Here is a 13,993-nt window from a genome sequence, read left to right as displayed (position 1 = left end):
CGCCCTCGGCCTCGAATCCTACATCCAGGAGACGCCTGCGATGCGTGCGCCGACCGAACGAATCCTGATCCTCATGCTCGCGCCCCTGCTGCCATGGTCGATGGCCAGCGCGGAGACCTGCGAAGCGACCCTGCAATTGGTCCAGCAGTTGTACAACAAGACCGTGGATGTCTGCCCCGACGGCGAGCTGGCTGCCGATTGTGCCGGTGTGCTCCTGCGCGGCACGCGCCGCGCCAATCCGGCCCAGGGCCAGAGCTATAACGTCTGGGAACTCAGCCCCAACGCAAAAAAGCAGGGCAGCTTCGCAGCATCCTACATACGCAAGGACATCAACTTCGATGATCCGCCGCTGGGCTACAACAATGGTTTTTTCGTCACGCCCAAGGCGCACCTGTGCGCCAACCAGACCCCGGTGCATTTGCAATGCGCGTTCGTTGGCGATGGCTGGACCGACACGCGGGCCGATCGTGGCTGTGGCGACAACACCCTGACGCCGCAAGTCGAGCGGTTCTGCCAGGATTCCGGGGTCACCACAGGCGCGGCGTGGCTCACGCAGTTCAATGCCAACCTGAACCCCAACGGTGCGAGTACCGGCGTGACCTACCAGCGCCAGTGCGGGTTCGACCTGGCCAGGACTCGGGGCAAGGCGGGGCGTGCCACGGCGTTCAAGACGTTCATGGATGCGCGGCGTCTGGTCGGCAACCGGGAATTCATGATGCAGAACGAAGTGCGCCTGTCCGATCCCGCACCAGGAATCACGCCGGTGCTGGCCTTTTTCAGTTACAACGCGCTGGGCAAGGCCGAGGCCCTGGCCAACCAGCGCGACTACTACATGAAGACCGGGCTGTATCGCCCGGTCATCAACATGACCTTTCCCCGCTATCCGGGCGATGTCGCCAGCTTTGCCTGCGAGCCGACCCAGATGCCGCCGCCGGTGAGCGGTTCCACACCGGGCTTCTGTTCCGCCGGCAAGACATCGAGCACTGGTTTCAGCACCACCACCACCCCGATCCCCACGGCGGCGCAGGCCACCACACAGGCCACGCAAGCCGCCCAGGCCGCCGCCCAGGCCGCCCAGGCCGCGCAGGCTTCGGCCCAGGTTGCGCAGATGGTCCAGGCAACCCAGGCGGCCCAGTACAACGGTCAGCCGGCGCCCTCGGGCTCCGGCTACGACCTGGCGTCTCAGGCTGCACAAGCGGTGCAAGCCGCCCAGGCCGCGCAGATGGCCCAGACCGCGGCCCAGAGTGCTGCGCAGGCTGCCCAGGCGGCGCAAGCCGCAGGCCAGTCCGGCCAGGCCTCCCAGGCCGTGCAGGCGGCTCAGGTCGCACTGGTGGCCGGGGCCCAGGCGGCCCAGGCTGCGGCGGCGGCCACTGCGGCGCAGGCGGCTGCGGGGAACTGTAGCCAGTACATCGCCAGTGCCCGGTGGATACAGCGCCAGGAATCCGGCGTGGGGGCGGTGTGGTCGTTGTCGATCACCCCGACCGAATGCGGGCGCAAGATCGGACCGGATCAGAGTGACGCCATGTATGCAGAGTTGTACGGCAAGTTCAGCCAGGACTGGCAATGGGGCCAGTACGCCAAGAACTATGGATCGATGCGCCGGCAAATGACCTGTCACCTGGTCCAGGCTCGGGAAAAACAGGTGTGGAACCTGGAGCCGAGACGGCGCTACGTCGATCACGAGGCCTCGATGCGCCTGCCATCGATGTGCAATCCGCCGTTCTCCTGAGATCGCCCACTCGCTGTTTCGACACACCCACCACAGCCACGGGCTGGGTGGGCGTGTTGCGCCCGTGTCACCGGCCTCGGTTGCGGATGAACCCGGCTGCTTTCAGTCGGGATTCGGCACCACCTGACATTTTTGCCAGTTTCAGCGGTTCGACTTTCACGGCAGATTGTTTTTGCGGCATCGCGTTGTGGCTGACCAGTCGTTGTCACGTCGAATTGCGAACTATCTCGACGATTGCGGGAGACAGATGATGAACAAGCCCATCGATAAGCTGGCGCTGCTGTTGGCACTACCGTTGTTGACCCAGGCGATGCAGGCGAACGCGGCGACCTGCGAGGACACCTTGCAGGTGGTCGAATCCTTGTACAACAACACCGTGGACGAGTGTACGGGGGCCGATGGCCAGGCGTTACCCGCCTCCAACTGCTCCGGGTTGATTGCCCGTGGCACCGAACGACCGGAGCGCAAGGGGTTGCCGGAAGGTTCCGAACGTGTGTACCACACGGCGCCCAAGTCGGAGATTTCCGGCAACTCCTCGGCGACCTACCTGCGCAAGGACATCCCTTACAAGGATCCCGTCGTCTTCAAGGACGATTGGCGCAAATACGGCAACGGCTTCTTCGTGATGCCGGTCGACCTGGTACCGCCAGGGCAGCCCGTCTCCTACGTGGCCTGCGCCGCCCCGGTCGACATATGGGCCGACGAGCGCAATGACCAGGGCTGTGGCGATAACCGCAAGACGCCCGAGGTGGAAACCAACTGTGCAGACGCGGGCATAACCGGTGCGAACTGGGTCGATCGCTACTTCCTGCCCCACATGTACACGCAAACCGAACTGATCGGCGGCAAAAGCTGTACCTTCGACATGCGCACCATGGACGCCGCCAAGAGCACCGCGGCCTTCAAGGGCTTCCTTGAGGCGCGGCGGGCGATGCAGGACGTTCCCAACCAGGACACGGCCTTCAACTCCTACACCGAGGTGCGCTTTACCAACCCCAGCGAGGGCAAGATCCCACCCATCCTGGCGTTCTACTATTCTGATGAATCCAATCGCGTAGACGCGGAGAAAAACCGGGCCGAGTACGCGGCAGAAACCGGCATCGATGTGCCCGTCATCAAGGTCACTTACCCGGCCAACAAGAACGACGTAGCGAAATTCTCCTGCGATACAGCACCCACTCCGGCGCCGGTCACAGAACCTGCTGCCGGCACCGCCGCCACGCAACTGATCGCTGGCGGCTGGGGCACCGGGTCAGATCCGAAACAGTGCTCGCGCTACTTTGAAAACGTTACCTGGATCAACCGCTGGGACGACTACCTGAAGCGTCATGTCGACTCGCTGTCGGCAACCCCGACGGCCTGCGGTCGCGAAATTGGCCCGGACCAGACCGCTGCCGCCTTCGCCGAACTGGAAGCCAAGGCCAAGTCGTTGCCGGGTGGTGTGGGCAAATGGGGCGATCGCACTGATACGCTGCGACGCCAGTACGTCTGTCACCTGACCCTGGTGGACGACGATGGCAAGGGCAACAAGATCGCCGTCAAGTACAAGGAGCAATTCAACCTTGAGCCGATCCGCAAGTACGTGTCCCATGAGCAATCGCTCCAGGACAAGTGCAACACGGCCCTGACCGACGAGAAGATGTCCGGCGGCTGGGGCCCGAACGGCTCGGCACAATGCTCGGAGTACGTCAGTTCGGTCCGCTGGGTGCCACGCAAGTTCGCTGAATATGGCGACAAGAGCATCATGTCGCTTGAGGTGGTCCCGACCGATTGCGGTCGCAAGATCGGTCCTGAACAGACCGAGAAGATGATGGCCGAGATCAAGCAGAAGGCGCTGGCCGCGGACCCGCGCGGTGCCGAGTACTGGGGCGTGAAAGACGACTCGATGCGGCGCCAGACCATCTGCCTGATGAAGCTGTACCGCGACAAGCCTGAGTGGAACATCGAGTCGATCCGCCCGAACGGTGTCAGCCAGCAGGACGCCGAGAGAGCCCAGTGCAACTTCCGTTGAGGTAGTCCGTTTACCTGCGCTGCACCTGGAACTGCCGATATCCCACGGATATCGGCAGTGTTTTTTACACCCGGAATTGCCCCAGCACCTGCTCCAGCGATGCACTCAAGCGACCGAGCGCCTGCCCGGAACTGCTCGACTGCTGCGCCGCGGCGGCGGTCTGCCGCGACAGGTCGGCGGTTTCCACCACATTGCGGTTGATCGCTTCCACTGCATCGGCCTGCTGCGAGGTGGCGCTGGCGATCGAGGCGTTGAGGGTGGTCAGGTTGTGCAGTGCCTGGCTGATGGCATCCAGGCTGGCCCCGGCTTCGCTGGCCTGCTCGACAGTCTCCCGCGAGGCCTGGCTGCTGGCGTCGATGGCCTTGACCGCGGCCTCCGACTGGCCCTGCAGGTGTTCGATCATCGCCTGGATTTCGGCCGTGGACTGCTGGGTACGCTGGGCCAGCAGCCGCACCTCGTCGGCGACCACGGCGAAGCCGCGGCCCTGTTCCCCGGCCCGGGCCGCCTCGATGGCGGCGTTGAGGGCAAGGAGGTTGGTCTGCTCGGCGATCGCCCGGATCACCTCCAGCACGCTGCCGATCCGCGTGCTCTGGCTGGCCAGGGCCTGGATCACCGCGACCGCTTCATCGATGGTCGAGGACAGCTCGTCGATCTTGCGCAGGCTGCCATGGATGCTCTGCTGGCCCTGCAGGGCGCAGTCCTGGGCCTGGCTCATCTCGCTGGAGGCGTGTTCGGCGTTCTTGGCCACGTCCTGCACGGCGTAGGTCACCTCGTTGATCGCTGTGGCCACCTGTTCCATCTGTTGCGACTGCTGTTCGCTACGCTGTTGCGCCTGCTCGGCACTGCTACCGACGGAACCGGCGGAGCCATGCAGTTCATGGGCAGCATCGCGCAGGCGCAGGACCACCTGCTGCAATTGCCCGGTGAAGCGGTTGAAATGCTGGCCGAGGCGGGTGATCTCGTCGTTGCCGTGAGTGTCCAGGCGCCGGGTCAGGTCGGCTTCGCCGCTGGCGATGGTGGCCATGGCATCCTCGGCTTCGCGCAGTGGCAGGACGATGCTGCGCCCGATCATGATCACCAGCAGGGCAAGGATTACCGCGATGCCGGCACCGAGCAGCGAGGCGTCGCGCAGTTGCCGGTAGAACTCGACCTGCATGTCGTCGATGTACACGCCTGAGCCGATGATCCAGCCCCAAGGCTGGAACAGCTGGATATAGGAGGTTTTCGCCACGGGTTCGCTGGCGCCCGGCTTGGGCCAGCGGTAGTCGATGTGGCCCGCGCCCTTGGCCTTGGCCAGCGTGACCATTTCATTGAACAGGGCAAAACCGTCAGGATCGCGGATGGCGCTGAGGTCCTGGCCTTCGAGCTTGGGATTGGCCGGGTGCATGACCATCTTCGGCCCCAGGTCGTTGATCCAGAAGTAATCGTTGCTGGCGTAGCGCAGTCCGCGAACGGCAGCGATGGCCTGCTGTTGCGCGGCTTCGCGGGTCAGGCTGCCACTGGCTTCGAGCCCTTGGTAATAGGCCAGCACGCCGGCGGCGGTTTCCACCACGTGGCGGGTCTTCTGGGCCTTGGCCTTGTACAGGTCGCCGTGGATCTGGTTGAGCATGAGCAACCCGAGGGTCAGCAGCATCGCCACGGCCAGGACCAGGATGAGCCACAGGCGCCGGCTGATGGACATACTTCGTAAAGTCTTCATGAAGGTGGCCTCGAGTTCTTGTTATTGTCACGAGCATCCAAGCACGCTTTGCTGCGCCAACCTACTCGACCAAAGCCTAAGTGGTTGATTCGGCGGTTCCATTACATCTCCACGGCAGCGTTTGGCCAACGGCTCTGATAGGATTTCGGCCTTCTTGCGCCAACCTGAAGGGCACGCCGGCTTTTTTGCGATCGCCACGCGCAGTGTGCCTGGGCTTTGAACCACGTAATCAAAACGACAACGGAGCATGCCGCGAGCATCGCTTCACGGGGGAATGATGGATTTTTGGACCGCCATGCAGGCAGTGATTCTCGGCATCGTCGAGGGTCTGACAGAGTTTTTGCCGATTTCCAGTACCGGTCACCAGATCGTCGTGGCCGACCTGATCAATTTCGGCGGTGAGCGGGCCATGGCCTTCAACATCATCATCCAGCTCGGTGCGATCCTGGCGGTGGTGTGGGAATTCCGCCGCAAGATCATCGACGTGGTGGTAGGGCTGCCACGCCAGCGCCAGGCACAGCGTTTTACCGTCAACCTGATGATCGCCTTCTTCCCGGCCGTTGTGCTGGGGGTGGCCTTCGCCGACCTGATCCATGAATACCTGTTCAACCCGATCACCGTGGCCGTTGCCCTGGTGGTGGGCGGGGTGATCATGCTCTGGGCCGAACGTCGCCAGCACGTGATCCGCGTCGAGGAAGTGGACGAGATGCGCTGGACCGATGCCCTGAAGATCGGTTGCGCCCAGTGCCTGGCCATGATTCCGGGGACTTCGCGCTCTGGCTCGACCATCATCGGTGGCCTGTTGTTCGGCCTGTCGCGCAAGGCCGCCACCGAGTTCTCGTTCTTCCTGGCCATGCCGACCATGGTCGGGGCCGCCGTGTACTCGGGCTACAAGTACCGGCACCTGTTCCAGCCGGACGACTTCATGGTCTTCGCCATCGGCTTCGTGGTCTCGTTCATCTTCGCCATGATTGCCGTACGTGGCCTGCTCAAGTTCATCGCCAGTCACAGCTATGCCGTGTTCGCCTGGTACCGCATCGGCTTTGGCCTGCTGATCATCGCCACCTGGCTGTTCGGCTGGGTCGACTGGTCGGTGGCCCAAGGCTGATGAGGTATCCGCGTCTCAAGCTGCTGGCGTTCCTGGCGCTGTGCCTGCTGCCGTTGGGCGGGGCGCTGAAGGTGGGCTTTGTCGGGCAGTTCTGGCTGCCTGCGCTGGCCTATGGCGTGCTGAGCCTGGTGTGTGCCGGGTTGTACTGGCACGACAAGCACCAGGCCTTGGGACAGGGGCGGCGTACGCCGGAGAAGCTGCTACATGCCACCGAGTTGCTCGGTGGCTGGCCGGGTGCGCTGGTGGCGCAGCAGGTGTGGCGGCACAAGACACGCAAGCTGTCCTACCAACTGGTGTTCTGGCTGATCGTGCTGGTACACCAGGTGGTGTGGGTGGACTGGCTGTTCCTGGGGCAATGGCGGCATATCTTCTGATTTGTGTTGCTCTTGGGGGCCTCATCGCTGCATAGGTATCTACACAACTCCCCTCTTGGTCTATAAAAGAACCGTATGGATTCGAAATGACCGGGCTCGATGCTCGACCAGGCTCTGTACGAAATGTATTCGAGCGAAGGCCAGGCAAGGCGAAAACGGGTGAGGAAGCGGAGTTTACTGGAGTAAATGAGCATTCCGAGCCCGTTTTCAACGCAGCATGGGCGAGCTCGGATGCATTTCGTACAGAGACTAATCAAGCGCTGAGCAGATTGCGCTTTGGTACTACTGGCGGTGGCGAATCGAGTCCTACTTCAAACTGCTCAAGGAAGGCGGACAACAGTTCGAAAGCTGGCCGTGTTCAAGCGACTGCTTGTCGCAAGCCAGGCCTGTGCAGTGGCTTGGCGATTGATGCGTGCCGAGGGTGAGTTTGCCGAGCAAACCAAGACATCCCTGGTCCGGCTGTCTGGCCGCCAGATGAAACGCTCCCAACCGGTGACTGCTTCAGCGCTGCTGTCGGGGCCATACATCCTGTTAGCCATGGCAGACACACAGGAGCAGTACAGTCCTCAGGAACTCGTCGCGTTTGCAAATGAAGCTATCGACTGGCTACCGAGGCAAAGGCATTAGAGATGTGTAGATAGCCATGCAACGATGAGGCCATCAGCTTCACCACAGAGTCTCCATCTACAACCAATACCACCCCCACCCACTACCCAAGTAGCATTCGGCCCCCTCCCGACGCCCCCTAAACTGCCGCCATCCATCCCCATCACACGCTGGAGGCTGCAATGCCGCAGTCCAACGCCGAAGGCGTCCGCAGTGCCGTATCCCGAGCCATCATCGCCGAGGAGGCCGCCCAGGACCTCGCCCGGCAACTGATGCACCCGCACCTGGGCTTCGTGCTGTTCTTCTGTTCCGCCGAATACGACCTGCCGGCCCTGGCCGAGGCCCTGCAACAAAGCTTCGGCGGCATCCGCCTGGCCGGCTGCACCAGCGCCGGGGAAATCACCCCGGAAGGCTACGGCCGCGGCTGCATCACCGCCTTGGGCTTCGACCACCGGCAATTTTCCATCGCCGGCGAACTGATCGCGCCGATCCACGATTTCAGCCTGATCGACGCCCAGCGCTGCGTCGAACGCCTGATCAACGACTGTCGTGGCAATACCCTGGCGCCGATCAAGGGCCACAGCTTCGCCCTGACCCTGCTCGACGGCCTGTCCAGCCGCGAAGAAATGCTCCTTGCTGCGCTCAACGCTGCCTTGGGCGACATCCCGCATTTCGGCGGATCGGCTGGCGATGACAACTACCTGCACCACACCCACGTCTACTACGACGGCGCCTTCCACAGCAGCGCCGCGGTGGTGCTGCTGGTCAATACCTGGCTGGATTTCGAGGTGTTCACCACCCACCACATCCAGCCACGCCAGGAAAAACTGGTGGTGACCCGCGCCGACCGCACCCTGCGCCGGGTCTACGAACTCAACGCCGAGCCCGCCGCCCTGGAGTACGCCCACCTGATCGGCGTGCCGGTGGCCGAGATCGACCAGCGCACCTTCGCCGCCCACCCGCTGGCGGTGCGCATCAACGAGCGCTACTACGTGCGGGCGATCCAGCAGGTCCACGACGACCTCAGCCTGAGCTTCTACTGCGCGGTGGAGAACGGCATCGTCCTCACCGCCATGCACCCGGGGCCGCTGGTGCCGAACCTCGAAGCGCTGTTCGACGGCCTTTGCCAACGCCTCGGCCAACTGGTCCTGACCATCGGCTGCGACTGCTTCCTGCGTCGCCTGGAACTGGAGGACCGGCCGCAGAAGGGCCAGGTCGAGGCGATCCTGCGTCAGCACGCGGTGGTGGGTTTCAACTCCTACGGAGAACAGTTCAATGGCATGCACATCAACCAGACCTTCACCGGCGTTGCCATCGGCCGCTCCCGTGCCCGCCGATTCGACTGAAGCCCAGGCGCTGATCGAGCGCCTGCGCCATGAAAACCACAAACTGAGCCGGATCAACGCGGCGCTGATCGAACGCCTGGAGTCCGGCGCGGCACGCCCCGATGACTCCTACGCGGCCTTCCAGCATTCGGTGACCCTGGCCGAGCAGGTGCGCGAGCGTACCGACGCGCTGAACCAGGCCATGGCCGAGCTCAAGGCCAGCAACCACTTGCTCAGCGACGCCCGTCAGCGTGCGGAAACCGCTCACCAGTACCTGGTGGATGCCATCGAGAGCATTTCCGACGCCTTCGTCCTGTTCGACCCGGACCTGCGCATCGTCTTGTTCAACCAGCGCTTCAAGGCGCTGTGGGCCAACAGCCGCATCCGCATCATCAGCGGCATGCACCTGTCGGAAGTGCGCCGACTGATGTTGCGCACCGGGCTGTTCACCGAGGAGCCGCGCAATACCAGCGAGGAAAACCTGCTCTACCGCTTGCGCGACGGGCGCTGGTTGCAGGTCAGCGAACGCCCGACCCAGGGTGGCGGGCGCGTGGTGTTGCTGACCGACATCACCGAGGTCAAGCACAGTGAAACCCAGCGCCGCGAGCAGGCGGTGGCGCAGAAATCCCATTTGTTGCAGCGGGCCGTCGACAACCTGTCCCAGGGCGTGGCCATGGTCAACGCCGATGGCGTATTGGAGCTGTGGAACCGGCGCTTCCTCGAACTCAGCGGCCTGGCGCCGATTGCCGCACACCGGCAGTTCGCCGATGTCATCGGTGACAGTGAACTGGCCTTGCTGACCCCCGCCAGCCGTGACGGCAATGGCCGTCCCCTGCAGGAACTGGAACAGCGCCTGTACGACGGGCGCATGCTGGAGATCCGTACCCATCCGCTGCCCACCGGCGGCTTCGTCAACACCTTCACCGACATCACCGAGCGCTACCAGCACGCCGAGGCCCTCAGTGAAAGTGAGCGCTGGATTCGCCTGATCACCGACCAGGTGCCGGCGCTGATCGCCTACCTGAATGCCGACCTGGTCTACGAATTCACCAACAAGGTCTACGAGCAGTGGTACTGCTGGCCCCACGGGGCGATGCTCGGCCAGCGCCTGCGCGACGTGCACAGCGCCGAGCATTACCGGCGTCTGGAAACCTATATCGCCCAGGCCCTGGCCGGGGAGAACGTGACCTTCGAGTTCGCCGAGACCAATGCCCACGGACAGGAGCGCTACATGCTGCGCTCTTACGTGCCCAATCGCCTGCCCAACGGCGAGGTGGTGGGCATCTTCGTGCTGATCCGCGACATCACCGAGCGCCGCCGCACCGCCGAGGCGCTGCACCAGGCCTACCAGCACCTGGAATTGCGGGTGCGCGAGCGCACCACCGAGCTGACCCAGCTCAACCAGCAGTTGCTGCGCGAGATCGACGAGCGGCGCCGGGCCGAATCGCGCCTGCGCGATGCCAAACTGGAGGCGGAACAGGCCAACCTGTCGAAGACCAAGTTCCTCGCTGCGGTCAGTCATGACCTTTTGCAACCGCTGAACGCCGCGCGGCTGTTCACCAGCGCGCTGCAGGAGCAGAGCGGCAGCCCGGCGCTGGTGCGCAATGTCAGCAATGCCCTCGACGATGTGGAAAGCCTGCTGGGTACCCTGGTCGATATTTCCAAGCTGGATGCCGGGGTGATCAAGGCCGATGTCGCCCCCTTTGCCGTCAGCGACCTGCTGGACAACCTCGCCGCCGAATACGCCGCCACCGCGGCCAGCGAAGGCCTGCGCCTGCACTATGTGCCCAGCAGCCTGCGGGTGCGCAGTGACATCCAGTTGCTGGCGCGGATCCTGCGCAACCTGCTGAGCAATGCCATCCGCTACACGCCACAAGGCCGCCTGCTGTTGGGCTGCCGGCGGCGCGGGGGGAGGGTGTGGATCGAGGTCTGGGACACCGGCATTGGCATTGCCGCCGACAAGCGCGAGGAAATTTTCCAGGAGTTCAAGCGCGGCGACTCCCAGCGTCCCGACCAGGACCGCGGGCTGGGCCTGGGCCTGGCCATCGTCGAGAAGATCGCCGGGATCCTCGGCCACCGCATCCAGTTGCGCTCGACTCCGGGCAAGGGCTCGGTATTCGCCATCGAGGTGCCGCTGAGCCACCAGGCGCCCCGGCCACAGGCGGCACTGCCAGAGCCGTTGCCTTTGCTGGAACGGTTGGAAGGCGCGCGGATCTGGGTGCTGGACAACGACGCGGCAATTTGTGCGGGGATGCGCACCTTGCTGGAGCAATGGGGCTGCCACGTCAGTACCGCATTGAACGAAGAGGATCTGGCCGGGCAACTGGCGGCGGACGAGCCGGGGCTGTTGATTGTCGATTACCACCTGGACCACGACCGCAATGGCCTGGAGGCGGTAGCGGCAATCAACGCACGGCGGGTTTTACCGCTGCCGGCCTTGATGATCACCGCCAACTACAGCAATGAGTTGAAACAGCAGGTACGTGAACTGGGCCACACCCTGATGCACAAGCCGGTGCGGCCGATGAAGCTCAAGGCTGCCATCAGCCACCTGCTCGGCACTGAAGTCAGCGTGGCGAACGTCCACTGACGAAGTGCGCGACATCGTTGAAGCCGTGGGTCGAGGCGTGGCCCGGGGTCACCAGCGAGTCGATGAAGGCCTCGTCCTCGGCGCTGATCTTCACTTCCAGCGCGCCGCCGTAGGTATCCCACTGCGCCTCGGTGCGCGGGCCGACGATGGCCGAGCTGACCGCCTGGTTGTTCAGCACCCAGGCGATGGCGAACTCCACCATGCCGACCCCCTTGGCCTCGGTGTAGGCGTGGATCTTCTGGGCGATGGCCAGGGATTCGGCGCGCCATTCCACTTCGAGGATGCGCTTGTCCTGGCGTGCTGCACGGCTGCCGGCTTCCGGTTCGGCGTTGGGCGCGTACTTGCCGCTGAGCACGCCCCGGGCCAGCGGGCTGAACGGCACCACGCCGAGACCGTGATACGCGGCGGCAGTCAGTTGTTCGGTTTCCACCTGACGGTTGACGATGTTGTACAGCGGCTGGCTGACCACCGGCTTGGGCACGCCGAGGCGTTCGGCCAGGTTGCAGATCTCGGCGATGCGCCAGCCGCGGAAGTTGGACACGCCCCAATGGCGGATCTTGCCCTGGCGCAGCAGCTCGCCGATGGCCGTGACGGTGATGTCCAGCGGCGTGGCATGGTCTTCGCGGTGCAGGTAGTAGATATCGATGTAGTCAGTGCCGAGGCGGGTCAGGCTGGCCTCGACGGCGTTGAAGATGTGCTTGCGCGACAGGCCGCTGCGGTTCGGCACGCCGTCCACCGGGCCGTAGCCGACCTTGGTCGCGAGGACCCAGTCGTGCCGGTTGCGGGCGATGCCTTCGCCGACCAGCTCTTCCGAGCGCCCGGCGTTGTACACGTCCGCCGTGTCGATGAAGTTGATGCCCTGGTCCCAGGCCTTGTCGATGATGCGCAGCGAATCATCGCTGCTGGTCTGCTCGCCGAACATCATGCTGCCCAGGGTCAGGGCGGACACTTGCAGGCCACTGCGGCCCAGAGGACGGTAGATCATGAGCGGAAGTCCCTTCGCGGTAGGTGAGGGGACTTTTGTACAGCGATGAAAGGCTTGCTTGCAAGTTGCACCCTGGCACCCTCCGCCAAATCCCCCGGCAGCCAGGGACAAGAAACCTGTCCAACCGGATGAGTTAATTCCCCTCGACGATCCAAAAGGATTCGTCCGACCCAAACCATAAGAACAAAGGGGAATGATGTGAAAAGGTTTCGCCATGGCTCATTACTGGCCGCGGCCCTCGGCGCCGTTTCTTCCGGCGCGTCGGCCTACGAGCTGTACTCCACCGCGGACACCACGCTGAAGCTGAACGTACAGGGCGCCCTGGGCTTCTTCCACAGCGATGAAAGCTACAACCAGGGCGGGCCCATCGCGCCGGGTTCGGTGGCGTGGCAGGAAGCCTTCCTGCGCTATGGCCTGAGCGGCAGCACGGCCTTTCCCGCTGTCGGCAACAGTTCGGTCTACGGCGAATTCAACCTGGTCAGCAACGGCACCTGGGGCGATGGCGATGCCGCCGGCTACACCGATGGCAGCGAGCGTCGCACTGCGGTAGACCGTGCCTACGCCGGCTGGCGCTCCGGCGACCTGTTCCCGGCCCTGGGCAAGGACGGCGTGGACATCTCCGCCGGCAGTCAGAAGGTCAAGGTCGGCGATGGCTTCATCATCAACGGCGACGGCCTCAGCGTCGGCAACAACATCGCCGACGGCAGCGTCGACCGTGGCGGCGCCTACTATCTCACCGCGCGCAACGCCTTCGACCAGACCGCCTGGCTCAAGCTCGGCGGCCAGCAGGGCTGGCGCGGCGACCTGATCTGGGTGAAATCCGATAACGAACTCAAGGCCAAGCCTGAACTGGGCGTCGGCGTGCTGGAGCATGTCGCCCCGGAAGGCACCGTCGGCCTTACCTACGTCAAGGGCCTGGGCGTCGACGAGAAACTGGCCAACCCGTTCAGCGCCCAGCGCGACGGCCTGCACATCACCAGCCTGCGGGCCCAGGGCAATGCCGGGGTCAAGGACCTGTTCCTGTCCTTCGAATACGCCCACGAGAGCAAGCGCCTGGGCGACGAGCATGCCTGGTATGCCGAGGCCGGCTGGACCTTCTCCGATGTCGCCTGGCAACCCCGCATCGGCTATCGCTACAGCCGCTATTCCGAGGACTATGATCCGTTGTTCAGCGGCTTCAGCCGCGGCTATGGCACCTGGTTCCAGGGCGAGGTGGCGGCCAACTATGCCGGGCCCTTCCAGCGCAACGCGGCCATCCATATGGCCAGCCTCGGCCTGACCCCGCACCCGGACGTGGCTATGGGCCTGCTGTACTTCGACTTCTCTAGCCTCGACCACCGCCAGGGCGACCTGGCGGCGAAAGAGCTGGACCTATACGTGGACTGGACCGTCGGTCAGTTCACCATCAGCCCGCTGGTCGGCCTGTACAAGCCGGAGAAAAGCGCGGAGCAGGGCGGTTCGCAGCAGGGCAGCGACGACCTGAACCTGTATAGCCAGCTGGTGGTTTCCTTCGCCTTCTGATGACTTTTGCCGCGCCTGCGGCTTCCCAGACTTATTCCAATGACA

At 63.9% G+C, this 13,993-nt stretch carries 9 protein-coding genes; 7 read left to right on the top strand and 2 right to left on the bottom strand.

Annotated elements, in window-relative coordinates:
* The first annotated feature begins 40 nt into the window (after positions 1 to 40).
* Positions 41 to 1,729, top strand: coding sequence for a DUF2599 domain-containing protein (locus AC5QPF_RS16835; protein WP_494958969.1), 1,689 nt, complete (start codon positions 41 to 43; stop codon positions 1,727 to 1,729).
* Positions 1,730 to 1,979: 250 nt separating this feature from the next.
* A complete protein-coding gene (locus AC5QPF_RS16830) occupies positions 1,980 to 3,740 on the top strand; it encodes a DUF2599 domain-containing protein (RefSeq protein WP_494958968.1) in 1,761 nt (586 codons plus the stop codon).
* Between the two features lie 64 nt (positions 3,741 to 3,804).
* Here AC5QPF_RS16830 and AC5QPF_RS16825 read toward each other — a convergent pair whose 3' ends face one another.
* Complete coding sequence (locus AC5QPF_RS16825; RefSeq protein WP_494958967.1) at positions 3,805 to 5,439, bottom strand: methyl-accepting chemotaxis protein; 1,635 nt, start codon at positions 5,437 to 5,439, stop codon at positions 3,805 to 3,807.
* 277 nt (positions 5,440 to 5,716) lie between these two features.
* Between AC5QPF_RS16825 and AC5QPF_RS16820 the strand changes: the two genes are divergently transcribed.
* The 4 genes from AC5QPF_RS16820 to nahK all read left to right on the top strand — a co-directional run bounded on the left by AC5QPF_RS16820 (position 5,717) and on the right by nahK (position 11,442).
* The gene (locus AC5QPF_RS16820) at positions 5,717 to 6,547 is read left to right on the top strand and encodes an undecaprenyl-diphosphate phosphatase (protein ID WP_494958966.1); all 831 of its coding nucleotides are present in this window, start codon (positions 5,717 to 5,719) and stop codon (positions 6,545 to 6,547) included.
* Positions 6,547 to 6,921, top strand: a complete 375-nt coding sequence (locus tag AC5QPF_RS16815) for a DUF1294 domain-containing protein (protein WP_494958965.1) — start codon at positions 6,547 to 6,549, stop codon at positions 6,919 to 6,921. Before AC5QPF_RS16820 ends, AC5QPF_RS16815 begins: the two co-directional genes overlap by 1 nt.
* 788 nt (positions 6,922 to 7,709) lie before the next feature.
* Positions 7,710 to 8,873 carry a nitric oxide-sensing protein NosP gene (gene nosP, locus AC5QPF_RS16810; RefSeq protein WP_494958964.1) on the top strand — a complete coding sequence of 388 codons (1,164 nt, stop codon included), beginning with the start codon at positions 7,710 to 7,712 and terminating at the stop codon, positions 8,871 to 8,873.
* Positions 8,803 to 11,442 carry a hybrid sensor histidine kinase/response regulator NahK/ErcS' gene (gene nahK, locus AC5QPF_RS16805; protein ID WP_494958963.1) on the top strand — a complete coding sequence of 880 codons (2,640 nt, stop codon included), beginning with the start codon at positions 8,803 to 8,805 and terminating at the stop codon, positions 11,440 to 11,442. The genes nosP and nahK overlap by 71 nt, the downstream gene beginning before the upstream one ends.
* Here nahK and AC5QPF_RS16800 read toward each other — a convergent pair.
* Positions 11,420 to 12,427, bottom strand: a complete 1,008-nt coding sequence (locus tag AC5QPF_RS16800; RefSeq protein ID WP_494958962.1) for an aldo/keto reductase — start codon at positions 12,425 to 12,427, stop codon at positions 11,420 to 11,422. The two genes, nahK and AC5QPF_RS16800, sit on opposite strands and share 23 nt — an antisense overlap.
* A gap of 198 nt (positions 12,428 to 12,625) precedes the next feature.
* On the opposite strand from AC5QPF_RS16800, the gene AC5QPF_RS16795 reads away from it, so the two are divergent.
* Positions 12,626 to 13,948, top strand: a complete 1,323-nt coding sequence (locus AC5QPF_RS16795) for an alginate export family protein (RefSeq protein WP_494958961.1) — start codon at positions 12,626 to 12,628, stop codon at positions 13,946 to 13,948.
* Positions 13,949 to 13,993: the final 45 nt, after the last annotated feature.

This window comes from Pseudomonas sp. Con_6 (assembly GCF_059379395.1).
Note: the sequence above shows the minus strand (reverse complement) of the source record. Positions and strands in the feature narration are given on the sequence as shown.